Here is a 21273-nt window from a genome sequence, read left to right as displayed (position 1 = left end):
TGAGACGGCAGCGGGTGCGGCCTGGCACGTTGAACAGAGAATCACCAACGGAGTGCATAAAGTGAGCTGATGGTGCAAAAAAACACCGCAGCGCGATCAGCGCCGCCAGGGGGATAAATTGTAGCGGCACGATTTATCGTGCTGTTTAGTGGGGAAAGGCAGCGGGTAACCCCGCTGCCCGCTTCATCAGAAGAAACCGAGTGGTTGGGTGCTGTAACTCACCAGCAGGTTTTTGGTTTGCTGATAATGATCGAGCATCATTTTGTGGGTTTCACGGCCAATTCCCGATTTTTTGTAGCCGCCAAACGCCGCATGTGCCGGGTAGAGATGATAACAGTTGGTCCAGACGCGGCCGGCTTTAATCGCGCGTCCCATCCGGTAAGCCCGGTTGATATCGCGTGTCCAGACGCCTGCACCCAGGCCATACATGGAATCATTGGCTAAGGCGATAGCTTCCGCTTCATCTTTAAAGGTCAGGATGCCGACCACCGGGCCAAAGATTTCTTCCTGAAACACCCGCATGCTGTTGCTGCCTTTCAGCAGCGTCGGCTGAATGTAGTAACCGCTGGCGAACTCCTCACCGACACTCTCGATGCCACCGCCGTGCAGCACCTCAGCCCCCTCACGTTGGGCAATTTCCAGATAGGAGAGGATTTTGTCGAACTGCTGCTGTGACGCCTGTGCACCGATCATGGTTTCGGTGTCGAGCGGGTTGCCACGTTTAATGGTTTTGATGCGTTTCATCACCGCCGCCATAAAGGGTTCGAAAATCGATTCCTGTACCAGCGCGCGTGACGGGCAGGTACAGACTTCGCCCTGATTAAGGAAGCCCAACACCACCCCTTCCGCCGCTTTCTCAATAAAGCTCTCCTCGGCCTGCATAATATCTTCGAAGAAGATATTGGGTGATTTACCGCCCAGTTCGACGGTGGACGGGATCAGGCTTTTCGCCGCCAGTTCAAGAATATGGCCACCGGTGGCGGTTGAACCGGTAAAGGCGATTTTGGCGATACCCGGGTGCGATGCCAGCGCTTCACCGGCTTCTTTACCGTAGCCATGTACCACATTGATCACTCCCGGCGGGACCAGGTCTTTGATCAAATCAAGGAACAGGGTGATGGATAGCGGCGTCTGTTCTGCCGGTTTCAGCACTACGCAGTTACCCGCCCCAAGTGCCGGAGCCAGTTTCCACGCAGCCATCAGCAACGGGAAATTCCACGGGATAATCTGCCCTACCACGCCCAGCGGCTCGTGGAAGTGGTAAGACGCCGTGAACTCATCAATCTCCGAAGCGGTGCCTTCCTGTGCGCGCACACAACCGGCGAAATAGCGGAAATGGTCCACCGCCAGCGGCATATCGGCAGCGAGAGTTTCACGCACCGGTTTACCGTTATCCCAGGTTTCATTCACCGCCAGATATTCGAGGTTTTCCTCCAGCCGATCGGCGATCTTCAACAGTACCAGGGAACGTGCCTGCGGGGAGGTTTTGCCCCAGGCCTCTGCGGCGGCATGGGCGGCAGCGACAGCATTATCAATATCCTCACGGTCGGAGCGCGGAAACTCGCCAATCGACGAGGCATTAATCGGCGAGGTGTTGACGAAGTAGTTACCGTTCACCGGTGCCACAAACTCACCGTTGATAAAGTTGCCATAGCGTTTTTGGAGTCTAATCAGAGAACCTTGTTCTCCAGGTGCAGCGTAACGCATGATGTTTCTCCTTGCGGGACAGAGGTTGCATGTAACAACTGCGAAACTTATTATTAACATTGATCGATCAATAGCACGCTGTCAGATCTGCCGGTGGGAAACTGTGACATCGCGCGATAAATCGCGCCGGTTTGCTGCCTGGAAAATTCCGACTTTTGCCGGTTATGCAGTAAAAAGCGGAACATGTCCGATAAATAGGGTCAATATGAAGCAGGACACTAACCAGGAGAAAGAGATGTTGGCTTCAGCCCTGACGTTAATGCGCGCCAAAGCAAATTTTGTTCATCAGTTCATTCGCAACCCCCGCAAAATGGGCAGCATCACGCCCTCCTCCGCGGCATTATGTCGAACCATGACCGATGCGGTTAACTGGGATCGTAGCCTGCGTATTGCTGAATTGGGTGCGGGCGATGGGGTGCTGACGCGACAGATTCTGCAACGCATGTCGCCGCAGGCCCAACTGGATGTGTTTGAAATCAGCCCGGAGCTGGTGAAGACGTTACGTGCTTTACCGGATGATCGTATGCAGGTACGCGCCTGTTCGGCGGAATATTTGTCCGGTGAATATGATGCGATTTTTTCCGGCCTGCCGCTGCTGTCACTGCCGGTAGCGACCCGGGACGCCATCCTGCAAGCCGTGCATGATGCGCTGGGACCGCGCGGCGTCTTCGTACAATTTCAGTACACTTCGCTCACGCAACCCAGCTTGTCCCGTTATTTCACCTGGCAGCGCCAGCGGGTGCTAAAAAACGTGCCACCCGCCTGGGTTTATCGCTGCACCCGGCATTACGCGCCCTGAGCCTGCACGCGCGGCTGTGGCCGCGTTTGCTGCCAGAAGCGATGCAGCAGTTCCCGCGCCCAGTCTTCACCCGTCAGCTCACTCCCCTCATCCGCCACACCTGCCGGTAAACAGGCGGTCATGATGCCGCGGGTAAATTCAGGGTGAAACTGTACCGATAATGCCTGGGCGGAATAACGCAGAATCTGGCAGCCATCCAGTTCGGAGGAAGCCAGTACCCGCGCCTGGGCCGGTGGTGTGATCACCGACTGACGATGTGACAGCCAGGCATGAAAATCGTCCGGCAGGGTTGCCAGCCAGGGATCTTGTGCCGCCTGCGCATGGCGGGTCAGGGGTTTCAGGCCACGTTCCCAGCCATTGGGGTTATCCGCAACTTTACCACCCAGCGCATAGGCCATCAGTTGATGTCCATAGCAAACCCCCAGCAGTGGCAGCTCCGCCTCCAGCGCCGCCCGAATCCAGGCTGCGGTGCGTTCACTCCACTCCGCATGATCGGTCACCATCGCCCAGGAGCCACTGAGGATCGCGCCGCTGACGCGATCAAAAGCGGGCAACTCATCACCGAGGTGCGGTCGCACGATCACATAGTCGCCGGGCTGAAGCGCCAGCGCATCAATAAACCAGACGGGTTGTTCACCGATTTGCGCCACAACGGCCGGTGGCGGTACTTCAAGTTGAATCAGGGCAAGGGGTAAAGCGCGGGTCTGTGTCATTCCGAAGACTGTCCTCTGCAAGGTCACGTTTCGGAAAACCAGTCTGACAGTAATTGCCTGCAATGTGTAGATTTTTTGCGGGAAAGCATCGAGAGAAAATATTTTTGCCTGCGCTGCACCAACCACACCGCTTCATGCCATCATTAGCCGGTGACAACAGAATTTCCGTGAAGGATGACATTGTGGCTGTGCGGCATTTTTTTCTGGTCCTGCTGGTGGTATCCATCTGGGCCTTCAACAACGTGGCGATAAAGTGGGGATTGCTGGAACTTCCGCCACTGTTTCTGACCTGGATGCGTTTTGTGGTGGTGGCGATCATGTTGATCCCCTTCTGCCGCATCACCCGTGAGCAGTTGCCGTGGCTGTTGCTGCTGGCCTTCACCTTTGGTTTTCTGCACTTCTCGCTGCTGTTTGTCGGCATGCGCTACACCGACGCCGGCACCGGTGCCATTGTGGTCCAACTCGGCACGCCGATAGCCATGCTGCTGGCGATGGTGGTACTGAAAGAGAAGCTACGCCTGGTGCAATTACTTGGCATCGCGATTTCATTAAGCGGCGTGGTGGTGCTCTCCGGTAGCCCCACCATTCCCGCCTGGTGGGTATTGTGTATCCTGCTGTGCAGCGCCACCGGCTGGGCGGTGAGCAATATGATTGTGAAGAAATCGCCGCCGATTAAACCCTTGACCCTGACCGGCTGGATTTCGTTTCTGGCCGTGCCGATCGTGGGTGTCGCCTCCTGGCTTACCGAGTCGCAACAATTTTACGCCCTCGGGCACGCGGGATGGCGTGGCTGGTTTGCGATTCTTTACAGCGCCCTCGCCTCATCTATCATTGCCTATACCCTGTGGTACACGTTGCTGAAGAAGTACAACGTCAACCTGATAATGCCCTACTCGCTACTCACCCCGGTGCTGGCGGTGCTGATGGGCGTGGTGGTTCTGGGCGATAGCCTGAACAGTTTTAAGATCCTCGGCGCATCGCTGGTGGTGTTGGGCACGGCAATTGCGGTGATTAACCTGCGCAATCTGCGGATGCACGCGCGCTTTCCGCGCCTGCGCCGTCGCTAAGATCCCGCTCTGATTGACCCGGAGGCTTCGCATGGATTACCAACTCGCTGCCGCACTCTGGCAGCACATGTGGCAAGGATTACGAGACACAGCTGATACCCCGCCGCGCCTCACCTTTTCTCAGGCCGACACCTTCCCTTCGGCCTATGCCGTCAGCGAACTGGCGGCCAGCAGCATTGGACTGGCGACCCAGGCGGTGAGCGATCTGCTGGGACGTTCGGCTCCGGTGAGTGTCAATGTGCGTCTGGCCTCGCGCTGGTTCCAGCACAGTTTTATACCGCTTAACCGCCCACCGGCGGCATTGTGGGATCCGTTCGCCGGGGATTACGCCGCGCGTGATGGTTGGATCCGCCTGCATACCAACGCCAGTCATCACCGCCAGGCGATGGAGAAGGTGCTTGGTGTGCATCGCGATCGCACGGCACTGGCAACTGAAGTGCTGAACTGGTCGGCAGCAGCCCTGGAACAGGCGGTGGTGGATGCCGGCGGTTGCGCCGCACAGATGCGCAGCGTCGAGCAGTGGCAGCAGCATGCGCAGGGTATTGCCGTAGGTCAGGAGCCGCTGTTCGCGCAACAAGCCACCGCGAGCGGAGAGATTCCCGACTGGCCGATCAGCGCAGCACGTCCGTTACGGGGCATCCGCGTGCTGGATCTGACGCGCATCATCGCTGGCCCGGTCGCCACACGTTTTCTCGCCAGCCTGGGTGCCGAGGTGCTGCGCATCGATCCTCCCGACTGGCAGGAACCCTCGCTGGAAGAGGAGATCACCAGCGGCAAACGCTGTGCGCGGCTTGATTTGAAAAGTGTGGTCGGACTGGATCAGTTGCGCACGCTGCTCAGTCAGGCTGATGTACTGGTGCACGGCTATCGCGCCGATGCGCTGGAAAATCTCGGACTGGATGCCGCCGCTCGCCAGCAACTCGCGCCGGGGCTGGTGGATGTCAGCCTGAATGCCTGGGGCTGGCGCGGCCCGTGGCGTAACCGACGCGGTTTCGACAGTCTGGTGCAGATGGCTTGCGGCATTGCACATCAGGGGATGCAGTGGAGCGGCAGCACCAAACCCACACCTTTGCCGGTGCAGGCGCTGGATCACGCCACCGGTTATATGCTGGCAGCCGCCGTGCTGGAGGGATTACGTCAGCGCCGCCTGAATGGCACGGGCTGGCAGGCACGTCTGTCGCTGGCGCGCACCGCTCTGCTGTTGCAGCAACACGGCTTTGCCCCCAGCGGAACGCAGAACGGCATCACGCCGCAGCCTGATGATGTGCTGCCAACGCTGGAAATCACCCATTGGGGGATCGGTGAGCGGCTGCGTGCGGCGTCATACCTGCCCGGCACGCCGCAGCTGTGCGCTACGCCGGGCGTCCCGCTCGGCAGCAGCGCCGCTCGCTGGTAACTTATTCCGCGTCGCCGGCTTCTTCCGCCAGCTCGTCACGCATCGCCTGAATCGCTTCGCGGCTCAGCATCGCCAGGGTGCGATAAAACGCGGTGCTGGCGTGCGCCTCCACCTTGCCAAGGAAGGTGCCGCACCACGGCAGCAGGTAGTCATCAAACAACGCCGTTTGCGCGGCAGATTCATCTTCCGCCGACTGATCTTCCAGCCAGGATGCCGCCAGCAGCAGTACGCCGAAATGATCGGCAGGCGCGTCGCTCAGTGGCATGCCGCGTGAGCTGAGAAACGCGCGCACCTCCGCTTCGGTCGCACCATTCGGCCACTGTGAGGCATAGGGCGGCACGCTACAGTCGCTGCCGACAAATAACGCGTTATAGTCGGCGGCCAGCGCCTGTGGGTCGCTATTCTGCTGCAACCGGGTCAGCAGCTCATCCTGCTCCAGCGGCCACTGCGCCTGTAATTTCCCCTCACGCAGTAAGGTGAACAGGGGCACCAGCAGCGGGTCCTGCGGCTGACGATTGAACAACGAGCCGATGACACGGCAGAGAATGGAAAACTCATTCATGCAACAGAATTCCTTGAGGCAAAAAAGTTAAAAATCCGCCAGTTCGGCAATATGCTTGCCGGTACGCTGCTCGAGAAAATCGAGCAGGCGGCGCGGCGTGACATTTAACACGCGATCTTCCGGAAAATCCACTTCACACCTGTCATGTTCCGGAACAACCAAGTTTAGCCAACAAACGGTCCCGCAGTCAGTCATTTCCTGGTGATTAGATATCAATATAAAAAATTGTCAAAGATAAGATAAAAAGCTTATTATCTAATCATCCCTGTCGGGATATGTTCTTAGGGAATTGGGGGCATAATGGTTGAAGTGATTTGGTCGAAGTATGCATTGAAGCAGCTCACCAAAATCGATAGCCGTTACCAGAAAGCCATCAGAGAAAAGACCAATCAGTTAGTATCCTTCCCTGCGGTGCCACTTGATATCAAGCGGTTGCAGGATCGCAACAGCCAGTACAGATTGCGGGTTGGGGATTACAGGATAATCTTTGAATTGATTAATGGTGAACCGGTAGTGATAACGATTCAGGAAGTGAAACGCAGAACCACCAGAACCTACTGATACAAGGCGGGGCAACCCGCCGCTATGCTCCATGACATTTACTACGACGTGTGGCAACCCGGATAAACTATGTCAAAACAGTACATCTATGATGAAGCAGGAAAACCACAATTCGTTGTACTGCCTGTTTCAGAATACGAAAAACTTCTCGCGGACGCTGAAAGCGAATGGGAGTCTATACCCATCGTCGCTGGCGAAGAGGATGATGAAACCATCCCTAACGATGTTGTGAACATCATGATGGATCAGGACATCAGTTTGCAGGCTGCATGGCGTGTTCATAGCGGCCTTTCACAATATGATGTGGCTGAAAAATTAGGCACGACGCAAAGTGCGATTTCTCAGTTGGAACGTAAAGAGAGTAGACCCCAGAAGAAAACCCGAGAGCGGCTGGCAAAACTGTACGGCTGCCGCCCGGAACAGTTAGTGCTTTAGCCAAAAAGGCCACCTTTGCCGGGTGGCCTGTTCTTGCTTGCCATCACATCCGCTAAGGCAAAAGAGTTTAAAAATCCGCCAGTTCGGCAATATGCTTGCCGGTACGCTGCTCGAGAAAATCGAGCAGGCGGCGCGGCGTGACATTTAACACGCGATCTTCCGGAAAATCCACTTCACGCGCGATACGCAGGCAATGTTCGAAATTTCCGAGGGTAAAGGCGGTATGGGAGTCGGAACCAAATGCCAGACGCCCACCGGCATCGCGTACCGCTTCGGCGATAGCACGGCAGTTAGGTTCACTGCCCGGACGAGAATGGGTGAAGGATGAGTTGTTCAGCTCCAGCGCCACATCATAATGCGCCGCCGCTTCCGCAATCGCGCGGATATCCACCGGGAATTTCGGGTTGCCCGGATGGCTGATGATATGCACCAGGCCGCTCGCCATCGTGGCGATCATCGCTTCGGTATGATGGGCTTTGTCGCGCGGGGCATACACCGGTTCATGGAACCCGGCGACGATCAGATCCAGCGCATCCAGCATCGGGCCACTGCAATCAATCTCGCCCTGCTGGTTTTTGATATTGGCTTCAATACCGCGCAGCACGCCCACACCGTCAATCACGCGCGGCCAGATACGCATATTTACGAAGTGCCAGTAATGCGGTGCATCGGCCATATCCGGGCCGTGGTCGGTAATCGCGAATAACTTCAGGCCGCTTTGTTTCGCCTGCACGACATAGTCATGCAGGGTGCTGTAGGCATGGGTGCTGGCCACGGTGTGCATATGTAAATCAACGGGATACATCGGATTCTCCTGACAGACCGCCTGCCACGCGCAGGCAGCAAAGTAAATTAATAACCGCGCTGACGATCCACTCGTCCGGTGGGCTGCTGTCCCTGCTCCAGCTCAAGTATGGCACCGGCAATATAATCCATCGCCTCATGCGGTAAGGTAATGGCCGCATTATGGGGCGTGATTGTGACATGCGGATGTGACCAGAGCGGATGGTGTGCCGGTAGCGGCTCGGTCTGGAACACGTCCAGAGCTGCCGCCGCCAGTTGGCCGCTGTTGAGTGCCGCCAGCAAATCGTCTTCCACCACATGCGCACCTCGTGCGATGTTGAGGAAATACGCCCCTTGTGGCAAACCACTAAGCAACTGGCGATCAATCAGGTTGGTGGTTTCAGGCGTGGTTGGCAGCAGGTCAATCAACACCTGAGTGCCATCGAGAAACGCGGGCAACTGATCACGGCCATGGAACGTGGTCACCCCGTCGAGAGTTTTCGCTGAACGGCTCCAGCAACGTACCGGGAAGCCCCACTGACGCAGGCTCTGCGCCACGCTACTGCCCAGCACGCCAGCGCCGAGAATACCAATGGTGAAGTTTTCACGCGTGTACGGTTTGAGCTGCTGCCAGTGTGCCTGTTGTTGCTGGCGCTGATAATCGGCAAAGCGGCGGAACCAGCCGAGTACGCACCAGGTCGCGTATTCCTGCATCTGTCGTGCCATGCCGGTATCTTCCAGCCGGAACAGCGGCACCTCTGCCGCCAGCATTTCCGGGTGCTGACGCAGTTGCTGCAAAATTTCGTCCACGCCTGCGCCCATCGCAAACACGCCTTTTAACGCACGTCCACGCAGCATTTCCACCGGTGGTGAACGGACCACCGCATAATCCGCCGGTGCATTATCGTCTGGCTGCCAGCGACGGACCTTAGCCTGCGGTAAGCGCTGACGTAACCCACTGAGCCAGCTCTCGGGGTCCATCGACGGGTGATACCAGATAATCTCCATACTGCTCTCCTTTTTTTCTTTCAGCCTCAGGGAAATAGCGTCGCAGGGCAAGCAAAAAACTTAGCGCGAATGCAATTTCTTCCGTGATTAATTCCAGGTGCTTCACATTTCCTGTGCCATAAGCGGCTAAGCCCGGTGATAGCGACTAAAGTTGTTTGGGTGGTCAATGCGTTAGCGCACCACCTTTTCGGACAAGGAGAAAAACCGATGATAAAAAATGTCGTATTTACATCAGGGCATCTGCGCCTGTTGCTCAGTACCGCTCTGCTGATGGGAAGTGCCGTGGCTCATGCCGAAGATAATGGCCGTATGCTTAACAACCAGCCACAGCCACCCGATATCCGTCTCGGCCCTCTTTTTAATGCCGTGCAACAGGCAAAATTTTATCCGGACCAGAAAACCTTTGCCGATGCGGTGCCGAAATATAACCCCTCATCGATTCTCGCCGACTGGCAGATGCAGAAAAGCCAGCGCAACTTCGACCTGAAACATTTCGTTGATGCCAATTTCACGCTGCCCAAAGAGCAGGATACATACGTGCCTCCCGCCGGTCAGAGCCTGCGTGCCCACATAGATGGCCTGTGGCCGGTACTGACACGATCCACACCGCAGACCAGCCAGTACGATTCTCTGCTGCCGTTGCCCAAACCCTATGTGGTGCCCGGTGGTCGTTTCCGTGAGGTGTATTACTGGGATAGCTACTTCACCATGCTCGGCCTGGCGGAAAGCGGCCACTGGGATCGGGTGCAGGATATGGTGGATAACTTTGCCTCGGAACTGGATCGTTACGGCCATATCCCCAATGGCAACCGCAGCTACTATCTGAGCCGCTCGCAACCACCGTTTTTTAGCCTGATGATCGACCTGCTGGCGTCCCACGACGGTGACAGCGTCTACACCCACTATTTGCCGCAGTTACAGAAAGAGTATGACTACTGGATGGCGGGCAGTGACACGCTGGCTGCCGGTCAGGCCAGTAAGCGGGTGATTAAACTGAGCGACGGTACTCTACTCAACCGTTACTGGGACGATCGCGATGTGCCGCGTACCGAATCCTGGCTGGATGACGTGAATACCGCGAAGAAAGCAACGCAGCGTGATAAGGCGCAGGTGTATCGCGATTTGCGCGCCGGCGCAGCATCCGGTTGGGACTTCAGCTCACGCTGGTTTACCGATGCGCACAATCTGGCGACCATTCGTACCAGCCAACTGGCCCCGGTCGATCTCAACAGCCTGCTGTTCCATCTGGAACAGACGTTATCTAAAGCCGAGAAGCTGGCGCATCACAATGATCGGGCGCAGCAGTTTGCCAGCAAAGCGGAAACCCGCCAGGCGGCGATCAATCGTTATCTGTGGGATGAGCAGCACGGCTGGTACGCCGACTACAACTGGCAAAGTAAACAGGTACATCCACAACTCACGGCGGCGGCGTTGTTCCCGTTATATATGCAACTCGCCAGCGATAAACAGGCAGACCGCACCGCGACTGCCGTGGAAAAACAGTTGCTGAAACCCGGCGGGCTGGTGACCACCACCATCAATAACGGCCAGCAGTGGGATGCCCCTAACGGCTGGGCTCCGTTGCAGTGGGTCGCGGTGACCGGACTGGAACATTATAAGCAGCCGCAACTGGCCCAACAGATTGGTCAGCGCTTTTTGCAGAACGTGCAGATGACCTATGACAAGGAGCATAAGCTGGTTGAGAAATACGTGGTGGAAGGGGCGAAACTCGGCGGTGGCGGCGGGGGTGAGTATCCGTTACAGGATGGCTTTGGCTGGACCAACGGCGTAACCCTGATGCTGCTCGACAAATATTGTCCAAAAGAGAAAACCTGCGACAGCGCGCACGACATTCCGAATATGCCCACGCTGACCGCGACACAACCGTAATCCTTCTCTCCTGGCCGGATCATTCGATCCGGCTATTTATCCATCGTAGCGGCGCGATTTATCGCGTATTTCCGCGTTCGATGTCGGTAAAAACCGCGCGATAAATCGCGCTGCTACGCAATGCCCGGTTAATCAAACTCTCGGTTACATCTTGAAATGCCTTTATCGAAAAGATAATAATTCTCACTCTTATAACGATTTCTATTATCTCATTTCTTTCGAAGGAACTAAGATGACCTGCCTGTTTACCCTCAATCGTTGCCGCGTGCTGTGCGCACTGGCCCTGGCGTTACCCGGCATCAGTTTTGCTGAAGATACGCTGGTGGTCACCGCACAACCGCAGGAGAGCGCCACCTCCCCCACGCAAGGCTATCTGGCGACACGCAGTAGCGGCGCAAGTAAAACCGACCAGCCGCTGATCACCACGCCGCAGTCCATTTCGGTGGTGACGCGCCAGCAGATGGAAGATCAGGGCGCGACCGATCTTAACCAGGCGCTGAATTACACCCCTGGCGTGTTTACCAACTTTGGCGGCGCAGCAACCCGTTACGACACCATCTCGCTGCGTGGCTTCCACGGTGGTGATGTCGATAACACCTTCCTTGATGGCCTGCGCGTCATGAGCGATGGCGGCAGCTTTAATATCCTGCAAGTGGATCCCTGGTTCCTGGATCGCATTGATATTATTAAAGGCCCCTCGTCGGCGTTATATGGCCAGACGGTGCCCGGCGGCCTGGTGAATATGGTGAGTAAACGACCGCAATTCGCTGAAGAGGGACATTTCCGCCTGTCGACCGGTACCAACGCGACCAACAGCGCGGCCTTTGATTACACCAACGCGATTAACGATCAGTGGGCATTTCGCCTGACCGGCATTACCCGCAACAGCGACACGCAATACGACCATACTCGCGAAGAGAAATACGCCATTTCGCCGCAGCTGATGTGGCAACCCAATGACGATACCAGCCTGATCCTGCGCGCTTATCTGCAAAAAGATCCGTCAGGCGGCTATCATGGGTCGGTGCCTGCCGAAGGCACGCTCTACAGCCACAATGGCCGCAAACTGAGCGACAGTTTTTATGAAGGCGATAGCGCGCTCGATCAGTTCAAACGTCATCAGCAGATTTACAGCTACGACTTTTCCCATCGTTTCAATGAAGTGTGGTCAGTGCACTCCACCGGCAGCTACAGCCACTCGAATGTCGATCTGGATCAGGTCTACCAGATTGGCTGGGATGCAACTAACCCGGACCTGCTGACGCGCTATTATTCTGGCGAGCGTTCGTCGCTGTCAGCCTGGGCAACCGATAATCAGTTGCAGGCGGATTTCACCACCGGTGCGGTACAACACCGCGTCACTCTCGGGGCGGAATATCATCGTTATAAGAACGATATTCTCAGTGCCAGCGGCTACGCCAGCTCACTCAATCCGTGGACCGGCGTCGCAGTGGGCAGCATGCCGGACTACGACTGGACAGCTGAGACGCGTCGTTACTATCAAACCGGTTTGTATTTGCAGGATGAACTGCAACTGGACCGCTGGCACCTTGATCTGTCTGGCCGCTATGACCGCATCGTTTCAGAAAATGGCACCAGCCGCCGCCAGGATGATCACGTTAGTGGCCGTGCCGCCCTGCTGTACGCCTTCGATAATGGACTCTCCCCGTATGTCAGCTGGAGCCAGGCCATCACCCCTGCTTCTCTGACCGACCCCTACGGCAACCAGCTAAAACCGACAACCTCTGAACAATACGAGGCCGGCCTGAAGTATCAGCCGGTTGGCACACGCGATATGTATTCGATTGCGGTGTACGACCTGACGCAGAATGATGTTGCCAACCGTGATGTGATTTCCGGCACCTATACGCCATCGGGCAAGGTCCATTCACAGGGTATCGAGCTGGAAGCACGTAACCAGATTACGCCACGCTTCAGCACCATCGCCGGGTATACGCTGAATCATCTGCGCTTTAAAGATTCTGTTGATGGCAACGACGGCCATACCCCGTATGTCACCCCCAACAGCATGGCGTCATTCTGGGGTCATTATCAGTTCGACTACGGTCTGAGTGCCGGAGCTGGCGTGCGTTACATTGGTAAGCAGTGGGCGGATAACGAAAACACCACGCGTTTGCCTTCGGTGACCTTGTTTGATGCGTCATTACGTGCCGATTTGGCGGCGTGGAACAGCAGCCTGAAAGGTGCATGGTTGCAGGTCAGTGGTAATAACCTGACCGATCGTAAATATCTCGCCGCCTGCTATGGCACCGGTTATTGCTACCGCGGCGCGGAACGCACCGTGACAGCGACCATCGGTTACGATTTTTAATTGATTAAAAAACCCGCCATCTGCTGCCAGATGACGGGTTTCAGGGAAACCGGATGGGTTAACTGCGCACTTTACGATAAATCCACAGCACCACAATGGCACCAATCACCGCCACTACGAAGCTGCCGAAGTTGAATCCGTCCACCTTACCAAAGCCAAACAGGGTACTGATCCAGCCACCAACCACCGCACCCACTACGCCGAGAACTACGGTCATAATGAATCCGCCACCGTCTTTACCCGGCATAATCCATTTAGCGACAATCCCGGCGATCAGACCAAAAATAATCCATGAAAGAATACCCATTTGTTGCTCCTTACTTTATTAATCAAGGTGTTCACAGCGCTAAGTATAGACGGAATATTTTGAGCTGCTGCACAAACGCAACGGGAAATAATAGTTAGCAGGCTAAAGCTTTTTTATCATGTACCGATAACTGACGGAAAGCCGCGCACGCGTGATAGTAACGATCGGATAGTGGAGCAGGACGTGAGAGAAGCCGATAAAGAACAATATATTAAACGAGGTACATTGGCCGTTCTGAATGTAATGAAGGACCTGTTACGTTTCCAGACCCCGCTAATGGTGAACTTCTCGCGCGGACAGTTTATCAGCCGCATGCTGGCGGCCGATGAAGATCAGGTGATCTTCGATCTGGGTAGCCATAGCCAGGATAATGAGATGGCTTTGCGGAGTGGTGAAGTCAACATCGCCGCTGAGACTCAGGGGGCAAAAGTCGAGTTCAGTCTGAGCAGTTTGCAGAAGGTGGACTACGAGGGGTTGCCTGCCTTTGCCGCTGCCCTGCCGGAGCTGGTGTGGCAAATTCAACGCCGTGAATTCTTCCGTGTTAACGCGCCGATGGAGCCTGTCTTCTGGTGCCACAGTGAATGGCCGGATGGTAACAAAGCACGCTTTCGCTTGCAGGATCTGTCACTGGGTGGCATTGGGGTACTGGTGGATGAAAAACTGCCGGAAGATTTAAACAGCGGCGACACCTTTAAGAAACTGCGCGTCGAACTGGGCGAATATGGTCAGTTTGAGGTGACGGCACAACTGCTGCACATCGGTGAGCGCAGCACCATTACCAGTAAGAATGAAACCCGCGTGACACCCCGGCTAAGCTTCCGTTTTACCGCCATCGAGCCGGTGCAGGAGCGCCAGCTACAGCAGGTGATTTTTGCGCTGGAGCGTCTGGCGCGTGATAAGGCGAGTCGGTTTCAGTAAGGACCGCGCCGCCTTCTTTTACCCTCACCCTAACCCTCTCCCGCCAGCGGGAGAGGGAACTGATCGAGCACAATTCACGCCAGCGGGAGAGGGAACTGATTGAGCACATTTTCCGTTAGCGGGAGAAGGGAATAGTTCGGGCAGATTGCACGTCTCCCTCTCCCGCTGGAGGGAGAGGGCTGGGGTGAGGGCTCAGGCCGCACCTTCCAGTCAAGGCTGGTAACGACAGCGTGCCACGGCTGCCAGCCATCCCTGATAATTTTCCTGCATGCTTTGCGCCTGCTCCTGTCGCGGATAGATCACGCTTCCCCCCTGTAACGCCGCCATGTCACTGCCCTGCTGCCACCAGCCCAGCGTGCGTCCGGCCAGCAACGCGGCTCCCAGCGCCGAGACTTCGGGAGTGGGTACGCGGCGCAACGGGCGTTGCAACACATCGGCCTGCAACTGCATCAGCCAGCTATTTTCCGTGGCGCTACCGTCAACGCACAGGGCCGGAAGCTGCACGCCACTCGCCTGCTGCATGGCAAAAAACACATCGGCAATCTGAAAGGTAATGGATTCGAGTGCCACGCGTGCCAGCACCGCCGGGGTTGCCGCATCGGTCAACCCGCACAGCATGCCGCGCGCCTGCAGATCCCACCAGGGCGCGCCGAGGCCGGAGAGCGCCGGGACAAAATAGATACCCTGGTTGCTCGCGGTGCTTTGCGCCTGTCGGGTCAACTCACGCGGGTCGCTGATGCCAATCATCCGTCCCAGCCAGGCAGCCCCCGAGCCGGTATGGGTGATGTTGCCCTCAAAGGCAAAGCGTAAAGTGCCATCATGCCACGCCACCGTGGTGCTCAGGCCATTTTCGGTCAGTAACGGTGTCGCCATCGACATCATCAACGAGGAGCCGGTGCCGTAGGTGGCTTTCACCACTTCCTCGCTACCGCTACGCTGTGCCTGAAGCGCGGCGTGGGAATCACCGATGCGTGCCAGCAGCGGCGTGCCGGGTGGCAAACCGGGGATATCCTCAATCGCCACTTCCCCCTGCGCACTGGCCGACGGCACGATGACCGGCAGCGCCGCGCGGGGAATGTGAAATAGCGCCAACAATTCATCATCCCAGTCGCCACTGTGCAGGCTATACAACTGGGTGCGCGCGGCGTTGGCATGATCGGTGACGAAACATTTGCCGCCCGTAAGCTGCCAACTGAGCCAACTGTCGACCGTACCAATACACAACTCCCCCGCCTGCGCACGCGCCAGACCATCCGGCAAGGTCGCCAGCATACCGGTCAGCTTGGCCGCGGGAAACATCGGGTCCACCGCCAGCCCGGTCAGGCCGGTGATACGCGGTGCTTTTCCCGCCTGGCGTAAGTCACGACAGAACGATTCGGAACGGCGATCCTGCCAGCTCACCAACGGGGTTAAGGGTTGCCCATCGCGCCGTTGCCAGATCAACACCGATTCACGCTGGTTGCTGATCGCCACCGCCTCCACAGGCTCGCCGTGGCACTGCGCAAGGCAGTCGCTTACCGCCTGTTTCACCGCCTGCCAGATGGCTAAAGGGTCCTGCTCCGCCAGGCCAGGCTGAGGATGGTTGAGTGCCAGCGGCTGACTGCCGCGCGCCACCACCGCGCCACTGCGATCCACGGCGATCGCCTTGGCGTTGGTGGTGCCCTCATCGATCGCCAGAATTAACGGACCTGCCATGTTTACTCTCCTGTGCAGATACGCAGCGCATTTTTCACCACGCTGGCCGCATCGATGCTATGTCGCGCACGGGTTGAGGCACGGTCGCCCGCAATCGCGTATTGCCCATCGGGAATGCCGAGCCGCAATAACGGAATGCCACATCCCCCTTCCGCCAGCACCTCAGCCACCAGACTACCGACGCCACCATTGACGTTGTGCTCCTCGACGGTAATCACCGCAGGGTAGTGATTTAACAGTTCACGCAGTTGTTGGGTATCACAAGGGCGAATCGATGGAATGGCGATCACACCTGCGTCGATTCCCTGGCCTTGCAGGAGCTCAGCCGCATCGACAATCTCATGCACCGTCGACCCCATCGCCACCAGCGCAATATCTTTTCCGCTGCGCAAGACATCGATATTGCCGGGACGGAACTGGTAGCTGTCATCGTGCAGCTGGCGCAAGTCCTTGCCGTCGAGACGGATGTACACCGGTCCAACATGATCCAGCGCGTAGTCGATTATCTGACGACACTCCAGCGGGCAGGATGGCGCATAAATTTCGATGTTGCCGAAACCACGCATAATCGCGATGTCATCAATGCTGTGGTGGGTACTGGCGAGCGGGCCGTAGCTGGTACCGGCATTCAGACCAAACAATTTGACGTTGGTGTTGTTGTAACAAACATCGACTTTCACCTGTTCATTGGCGCGTGAAATCAGGAAGGGTGCGGCGTTGCAGGTCACCGCTACTTTGCCACCAATCGCCAGCCCGGCCGCGGTGCCAACCAGCGTCTGTTCGGCGATGCCGACGTTGACCAGCCGATCCGGAAACGCCTTGATAAAGGGAGCGATTTTGGCGGTGGAGGTCGAATCCGCCACCACCGGCACCAGATCAATACCGCGATTGACCGCATCGATAAAAGCATTGACCATGACATTGGCCAGGTGTTGTGCGTTACTCATCTTTCAACTCCTCCAGCGCCTGAGCGATCTCTTCTCCCTTCGGTACCCGGTGATGCCACTCAGCTTTGCTTTGAATAAACGAGATACCAAAGCCCTTCTCGGTATCGGCCACCACCACCTGCGGTTTGCCGTTACGCGGCAGGTTTTCCAACGTTGTCACCACTGCCGCCATATCGTTGCCATTACATTCCGTGACCTCTAAACCAAACGCGCGCCATTTCTCAGGGAGCGGATCGGTATTCATAATGTCGCGGGTATGCCCTGCCAGCTGTAACTTGTTCTTATCGTTGATGATCACCAGGTTATCGAGGCCATAATGGGCCGCAACCAGCGCCGCTTCCCAGTTACTGCCCTCTGCCAGCTCACCATCGCCGGTCACCACATACACCATTCTGTTGCTGCCATCTTTTTTCGCGGCCAGCGCGATGCCCACCGCCACCGGCAATCCGTGGCCGAGTGCGCCGGTATTCAGCTCCACGCCCGGCGTTTTTTGTCGCACCGGATGACCCGGCAGATGGGAGTCGGAATGTTGATAGCTGGGGAGCCAGTCCGTCGGGAAATAACCGGCTTCAGCCAGCACGCAGTAATAGCCCCCCACCGCATGGCCTTTTGACTGGATATACATATCGCGTTGCGGATCGTTGATGCGGTCCGGCGCGCAGTTGAGAATGCGAAAATAGAGCGCCGTCAGGATTTCGACCTGCGACAAATCGGCCCCGGTGTGTCCACCCGCCGGGCTACCAGCGTTGAGCTGGATGATGCGACGACGCACCGCGCGCGCTTTGGCGGTCAGCTCGTCCACAGAGTATTTGAAAGGATTCATGGTTACCTCTGAATTTTAAATCGTTACTGAATATATATTCCTGCATAGCAAAAAAAGGGGGACAGACAAATGCCGTCTGCGCCCCAACCGATTAAAGCTTCGTTCCGCTGCCTCCCTCTTCAATCAGCGCTTTCTGGGCCACCACGGCGGCCTTTTGCTGCATCCGGCTCTGCATCTGGTCGATGATTACCGCGACGATAATGACGATACCTTTGATCACCATCTGCCAGAACTCGCTGACCCCCATCATGATTAAGCCGTCGGCGAGAAAGCCGATGACAAAGGCCCCCACCAGCGTGCCGAGGATGGTACCGCGTCCTCCTGCCAGTGAGGTGCCGCCGAGCACCACCGCCGCGATGGCGTTCATTTCAAAGGAGGTACCGTTGGCCGGATGGCTGGCAACCAACTGCGAGGACACCACAATCCCGGCAATCGCTGCACAGAACCCGGACAAGGTATACACCCAGATTTTTACCTGCCTGACCTTCACCCCGGAGAGTTCTGCGGCACGTTCGTTATCGCCAATGGCATACACCTGGCGACCAAAGGGCAGCCGTCGCGCAATGTAAGCAATCACCAACGCCAGCACGATCATCATCCAGATAGCCCAGGGCAAACCGAGAAAATAACCGGCACCGATTTTGTCAAAGCCGGTGTTGCCGAGCAGTGGATTCCCTTGAAGCCCAGGGAAGGTTTCACCTCCGGACGTCAGCATCGCCGCGCCTCGCAGGATGTACATGGTGCCGAGGGTGCAGATAAAAGGCGCAACGTTGTAACGCGTGATAATCCAGCCATTTGCCGCGCCGATTAACGCGCCGACCAGCAGCACCAGCGGCACAATCACCCACACGCTGGGGAAAATGGCGATGCCGAACATTGGCAACACAATCCCTTTGGTGATCAACCAGCCCGCGATCATGCCGCACAGGCCCAGCGTGGCACCGATGGAGAGGTCAATACCGGCGGTAATGATGACAAAGGTGATACCCAGCGCCAGGAAGGCGTTGATCGCGATATGCTTCACCATAATCACCATGCTGCCGAGCGAGAGAAAATCCGGCACCGTGGCCGAAAAGAACCCGACAATCAAAAACAATGCGATAAAGGTGCGCAGTTTTAACAACAGCAGGATCAGGCCTTCACGAGAGGTAACGGCTTTTGCGGGTTGCGCGGCGAATGCCACGGCACTGTTGCTTTTCATCACGAGAACCCCTGTGCACTTGCTTTAACCAGCGCCGCTTCTTCCGCTTCTGCACGCGGAAGGTCGGCCGTAAGTTTGCCGCCGGACATCACCAGAATACGGTCAGCCACCGCCATGATCTCTTTCAGGTCGGAGGTGGAGAACAGCACCGCAATGCCCTGCTCCGACAGCCGGACCATCATGCGGAATACCTCCGCTTTGGCCCCGACATCAATGCCGCGACTCGGCTCGTCCAGCAGCAGCAGGCGCGGATTGGTCAGCAACGAACGGCCAATCACCACTTTTTGCTGATTGCCCCCGCTCAGCGCGCTGATGGCAACATCCGGTGACGACACCTTGATCGCCAGGTTGCCGACGGTACTGGTTACCGCTTCCCGCTCGGCCTGCTGCGCAATCACCATGCGATGTGACAGACGACGCCACAGACTGGCGATGGTCAGGTTGCTCGCCACCGACGAGATGGGAAAGATGCCCGCGCGTTTGCGATCTTCCGGCACCAGACTCATCCCCATGCGGATGCGTTCAGCAGTAGGCAATCGCGTGGGCAGCGGTTTGCTGTCGAGCCACAATTTGCCGAGATAGTTGCGCTGGCTGCCGAGCAGGCATTCAAACAATTCGGTGCGACCGGCGCCCATCAGGCCATAAATGCCGACAATTTCCCCGGCACGCACCTGGAAGCTGACATCATCCACCAGCGTATTGCCGTTCGGGCTGACGCAGGTGATGTGCTCCACTTCCAGCACTGCCGCACCGAATTGCCGATGTGCGGGGAGGAAATTGCTGACCGGTTCACTGCCCAGCATTTCACGCACAATCCACGGCACATCGATATCGCTGACCTGCGCTTCGGCCTGAAAGCGTCCATCACGCAGAATGGTGATCACATCACCAATCGCCATTAACTCCTCCAGTCGATGCGAGATATAGATAATGGAGACGCCCTGACGCGTCAGTTCGCGAATCACCCGGAACAGGATTTCCACCTCGGTTTTACTCAGCGCCGAGGTCGGTTCGTCGAGGATCAAAATATCGGCATCTTCCGCCAGCGCTTTGGCGATCTCCACCAACTGCTGCTGACCCACCTTGAGATTGCCCACTTTCTCCTGTGGCGCGATGGGTTGATCGAGGCGCTGCATCAACGCGGCGGTGCGTCGCGCCTGTTCAGCCTCATTGATCGGACGGATACCCCGCTGAATCTCGCGGCCGAGAAAAATGTTCTCAGCCACGCTGAGGTTTTCAAACAGGTTCAGCTCCTGATGCACCATGCCGATACCGTGACGGGCCGCATCGCGGGTACTGTGGAACACCACCTTCTGGCCATTAAGAAACATTTCGCCGCTGGTTGGTTGCTGCACCCCCGCGAGAATTTTCATCAGCGTCGATTTACCGGCGCCGTTCTCGCCGATGATGACGTTGACCTTACCGCGCCAGACGCGATAATCCACGCGGTCCAGCGCCAGGGTGCCAGGAAACAGCATCGACATATGATTCGCTTGCAGGATAATTTCGTCGCTCATCATCCATTCCCCTGTTGCAGCTGGATCGCCACCACTTCATCGACCGTGCCCGGCCCCATCGTCACCGCCAGCAACATCTGCACCGGTTTGCCTTGCCAGCTACTGTCCACCGTGGGCAGCTGTTTCACCGCATGACGGTTCAACGCTTTAGTCAGCTGTGCGTACTGCACCTGATTGGTGAACTCCTCAAAGCGGAAACCGGCGGCATCACGGATGGCGTTGCTACGCAACACCGGGCCAATCAGCACCTTGACCGGTTTGCCGTTGACGGTGACGGTCAGCACCCGCTCACGATCGTTACTGCTATCCAGTGCCGTCACGGTGCCGCCCGCGCGCACAAACACGCTTTCGCTGGTGCCCGCTTTCAGCGTATGGCTTTTGGTTTCCATATCGCCCCAGCTGAGCGCCTGTTTTTCTGCGGGCTGCGCCACCCGACTTTGCCAGCTCTCCTCGGCGATCTGCTGTGGCGTCTGATTGGTATAGCCGGGTTTGGCGTGGGGATCTTGCGGCATGATGGGATTGCCGTTTGCGTCGAGATCCACCACCGTGCACGCCGTCAGCATCAACGCCAGTGCCGCCATGATGATTACGCCTGTCGCTCTGCCCTTCATG

At 57.0% G+C, this 21273-nt stretch carries 20 protein-coding genes and 1 pseudogene; 8 read left to right on the top strand and 13 right to left on the bottom strand.

What is annotated here, in order from left to right:
* Window positions 1-186: 186 nt before the first annotated feature.
* Complete coding sequence (locus L579_RS18370) at window positions 187-1707, bottom strand: acetaldehyde dehydrogenase ExaC (protein WP_021185683.1); 1521 nt, start codon at window positions 1705-1707, stop codon at window positions 187-189.
* Between the two features lie 235 nt (window positions 1708-1942).
* Between L579_RS18370 and L579_RS18365 the strand changes: the two genes are divergently transcribed.
* On the top strand, window positions 1943-2506 hold the full coding sequence (locus L579_RS18365; RefSeq protein WP_021185681.1) for a class I SAM-dependent methyltransferase: 564 nt from the start codon (window positions 1943-1945) through the stop codon (window positions 2504-2506).
* On the opposite strand, the gene L579_RS18360 is transcribed toward L579_RS18365, so the two are convergent.
* On the bottom strand, window positions 2494-3219 hold the full coding sequence (locus L579_RS18360) for a glutamine amidotransferase (protein WP_021185680.1): 726 nt from the start codon (window positions 3217-3219) through the stop codon (window positions 2494-2496). The genes L579_RS18365 and L579_RS18360 overlap by 13 nt on opposite strands.
* 182 nt (window positions 3220-3401) lie before the next feature.
* Here L579_RS18360 and L579_RS18355 point away from each other — a divergent pair, with 182 nt between their 5' ends.
* Window positions 3402-4286, top strand: coding sequence for a DMT family transporter (locus L579_RS18355; protein WP_021185679.1), 885 nt, complete (start codon window positions 3402-3404; stop codon window positions 4284-4286).
* Window positions 4287-4317: 31 nt separating this feature from the next.
* Window positions 4318-5682 carry a CoA transferase gene (locus tag L579_RS18350; RefSeq protein ID WP_021185678.1) on the top strand — a complete coding sequence of 455 codons (1365 nt, stop codon included), beginning with the start codon at window positions 4318-4320 and terminating at the stop codon, window positions 5680-5682.
* 1 nt (window position 5683) lies between these two features.
* On the opposite strand, the gene L579_RS18345 is transcribed toward L579_RS18350, so the two are convergent.
* Window positions 5684-6244 (bottom strand): TorD/DmsD family molecular chaperone, encoded by a 561-nt coding sequence (locus tag L579_RS18345; RefSeq protein ID WP_021185677.1) that lies wholly within the window; start codon window positions 6242-6244, stop codon window positions 5684-5686.
* A gap of 27 nt (window positions 6245-6271) precedes the next feature.
* Window positions 6272-6379 (bottom strand): annotated as a pseudogene (locus L579_RS23850) (phosphatase); the annotation flags it as partial.
* Window positions 6380-6544: 165 nt separating this feature from the next.
* On the opposite strand from L579_RS23850, the gene L579_RS18340 reads away from it, so the two are divergent.
* Both L579_RS18340 and L579_RS18335 read left to right on the top strand, forming a co-directional pair.
* Window positions 6545-6805 (top strand): type II toxin-antitoxin system RelE family toxin, encoded by a 261-nt coding sequence (locus tag L579_RS18340; RefSeq protein WP_021185675.1) that lies wholly within the window; start codon window positions 6545-6547, stop codon window positions 6803-6805.
* A gap of 69 nt (window positions 6806-6874) precedes the next feature.
* On the top strand, window positions 6875-7240 hold the full coding sequence (locus L579_RS18335) for a helix-turn-helix domain-containing protein (protein WP_021185674.1): 366 nt from the start codon (window positions 6875-6877) through the stop codon (window positions 7238-7240).
* 67 nt (window positions 7241-7307) lie between these two features.
* Here L579_RS18335 and L579_RS18330 read toward each other — a convergent pair whose 3' ends face one another.
* Both L579_RS18330 and ghrA read right to left on the bottom strand, forming a co-directional pair.
* A complete protein-coding gene (locus tag L579_RS18330; protein ID WP_021185673.1) occupies window positions 7308-8045 on the bottom strand; it encodes a phosphatase in 738 nt (245 codons plus the stop codon).
* 47 nt (window positions 8046-8092) lie between these two features.
* Window positions 8093-9031 (bottom strand): glyoxylate/hydroxypyruvate reductase GhrA, encoded by a 939-nt coding sequence (gene ghrA, locus L579_RS18325; RefSeq protein ID WP_021185672.1) that lies wholly within the window; start codon window positions 9029-9031, stop codon window positions 8093-8095.
* 207 nt (window positions 9032-9238) lie between these two features.
* On the opposite strand from ghrA, the gene treA reads away from it, so the two are divergent.
* Both treA and L579_RS18315 read left to right on the top strand, forming a co-directional pair.
* Entirely contained in the window at window positions 9239-10921 is a 1683-nt protein-coding gene (gene treA / locus L579_RS18320; RefSeq protein ID WP_021185671.1) for an alpha,alpha-trehalase TreA, read from the top strand.
* Between the two features lie 232 nt (window positions 10922-11153).
* A complete protein-coding gene (locus L579_RS18315) occupies window positions 11154-13253 on the top strand; it encodes a TonB-dependent siderophore receptor (RefSeq protein ID WP_021185670.1) in 2100 nt (699 codons plus the stop codon).
* Window positions 13254-13311: 58 nt separating this feature from the next.
* Here L579_RS18315 and L579_RS18310 read toward each other — a convergent pair whose 3' ends face one another.
* Window positions 13312-13560 carry a GlsB/YeaQ/YmgE family stress response membrane protein gene (locus L579_RS18310; protein ID WP_021185669.1) on the bottom strand — a complete coding sequence of 83 codons (249 nt, stop codon included), beginning with the start codon at window positions 13558-13560 and terminating at the stop codon, window positions 13312-13314.
* A gap of 183 nt (window positions 13561-13743) precedes the next feature.
* Between L579_RS18310 and L579_RS18305 the strand changes: the two genes are divergently transcribed.
* A complete protein-coding gene (locus tag L579_RS18305) occupies window positions 13744-14478 on the top strand; it encodes a flagellar brake protein (protein ID WP_021185668.1) in 735 nt (244 codons plus the stop codon).
* Window positions 14479-14688: 210 nt separating this feature from the next.
* Here L579_RS18305 and L579_RS18300 read toward each other — a convergent pair whose 3' ends face one another.
* The 6 genes from L579_RS18300 to L579_RS18275 all read right to left on the bottom strand — a co-directional run bounded on the left by L579_RS18300 (window position 14689) and on the right by L579_RS18275 (window position 21272).
* Window positions 14689-16173: an FGGY family carbohydrate kinase gene (locus L579_RS18300; protein WP_021185667.1), complete on the bottom strand. Its 1485-nt coding sequence runs from the start codon at window positions 16171-16173 to the stop codon at window positions 14689-14691.
* A 2-nt stretch (window positions 16174-16175) separates the two neighbouring features.
* Window positions 16176-17120, bottom strand: a complete 945-nt coding sequence (locus L579_RS18295; protein WP_021185666.1) for a transketolase family protein — start codon at window positions 17118-17120, stop codon at window positions 16176-16178.
* Entirely contained in the window at window positions 17113-17943 is an 831-nt protein-coding gene (locus L579_RS18290; protein ID WP_021185665.1) for a transketolase, read from the bottom strand. Before L579_RS18290 ends, L579_RS18295 begins: the two co-directional genes overlap by 8 nt.
* Before the next feature lie 91 nt (window positions 17944-18034).
* On the bottom strand, window positions 18035-19144 hold the full coding sequence (locus L579_RS18285; RefSeq protein ID WP_021185664.1) for an ABC transporter permease: 1110 nt from the start codon (window positions 19142-19144) through the stop codon (window positions 18035-18037).
* Window positions 19144-20661 carry a sugar ABC transporter ATP-binding protein gene (locus L579_RS18280; RefSeq protein WP_036627445.1) on the bottom strand — a complete coding sequence of 506 codons (1518 nt, stop codon included), beginning with the start codon at window positions 20659-20661 and terminating at the stop codon, window positions 19144-19146. The genes L579_RS18285 and L579_RS18280 overlap by 1 nt, the downstream gene beginning before the upstream one ends.
* Window positions 20661-21272: a DUF2291 family protein gene (locus L579_RS18275; RefSeq protein WP_036627401.1), complete on the bottom strand. Its 612-nt coding sequence runs from the start codon at window positions 21270-21272 to the stop codon at window positions 20661-20663. Before L579_RS18275 ends, L579_RS18280 begins: the two co-directional genes overlap by 1 nt.
* Between the last annotated feature and the right edge of the window lies 1 nt (window position 21273).

It is taken from the genome of Pantoea sp. AS-PWVM4 (assembly GCF_000468095.1).
GTDB lineage: Bacteria > Pseudomonadota > Gammaproteobacteria > Enterobacterales > Enterobacteriaceae > Pantoea > Pantoea phytobeneficialis.
This window is presented reverse-complemented; position numbering and strand designations above follow the sequence as displayed.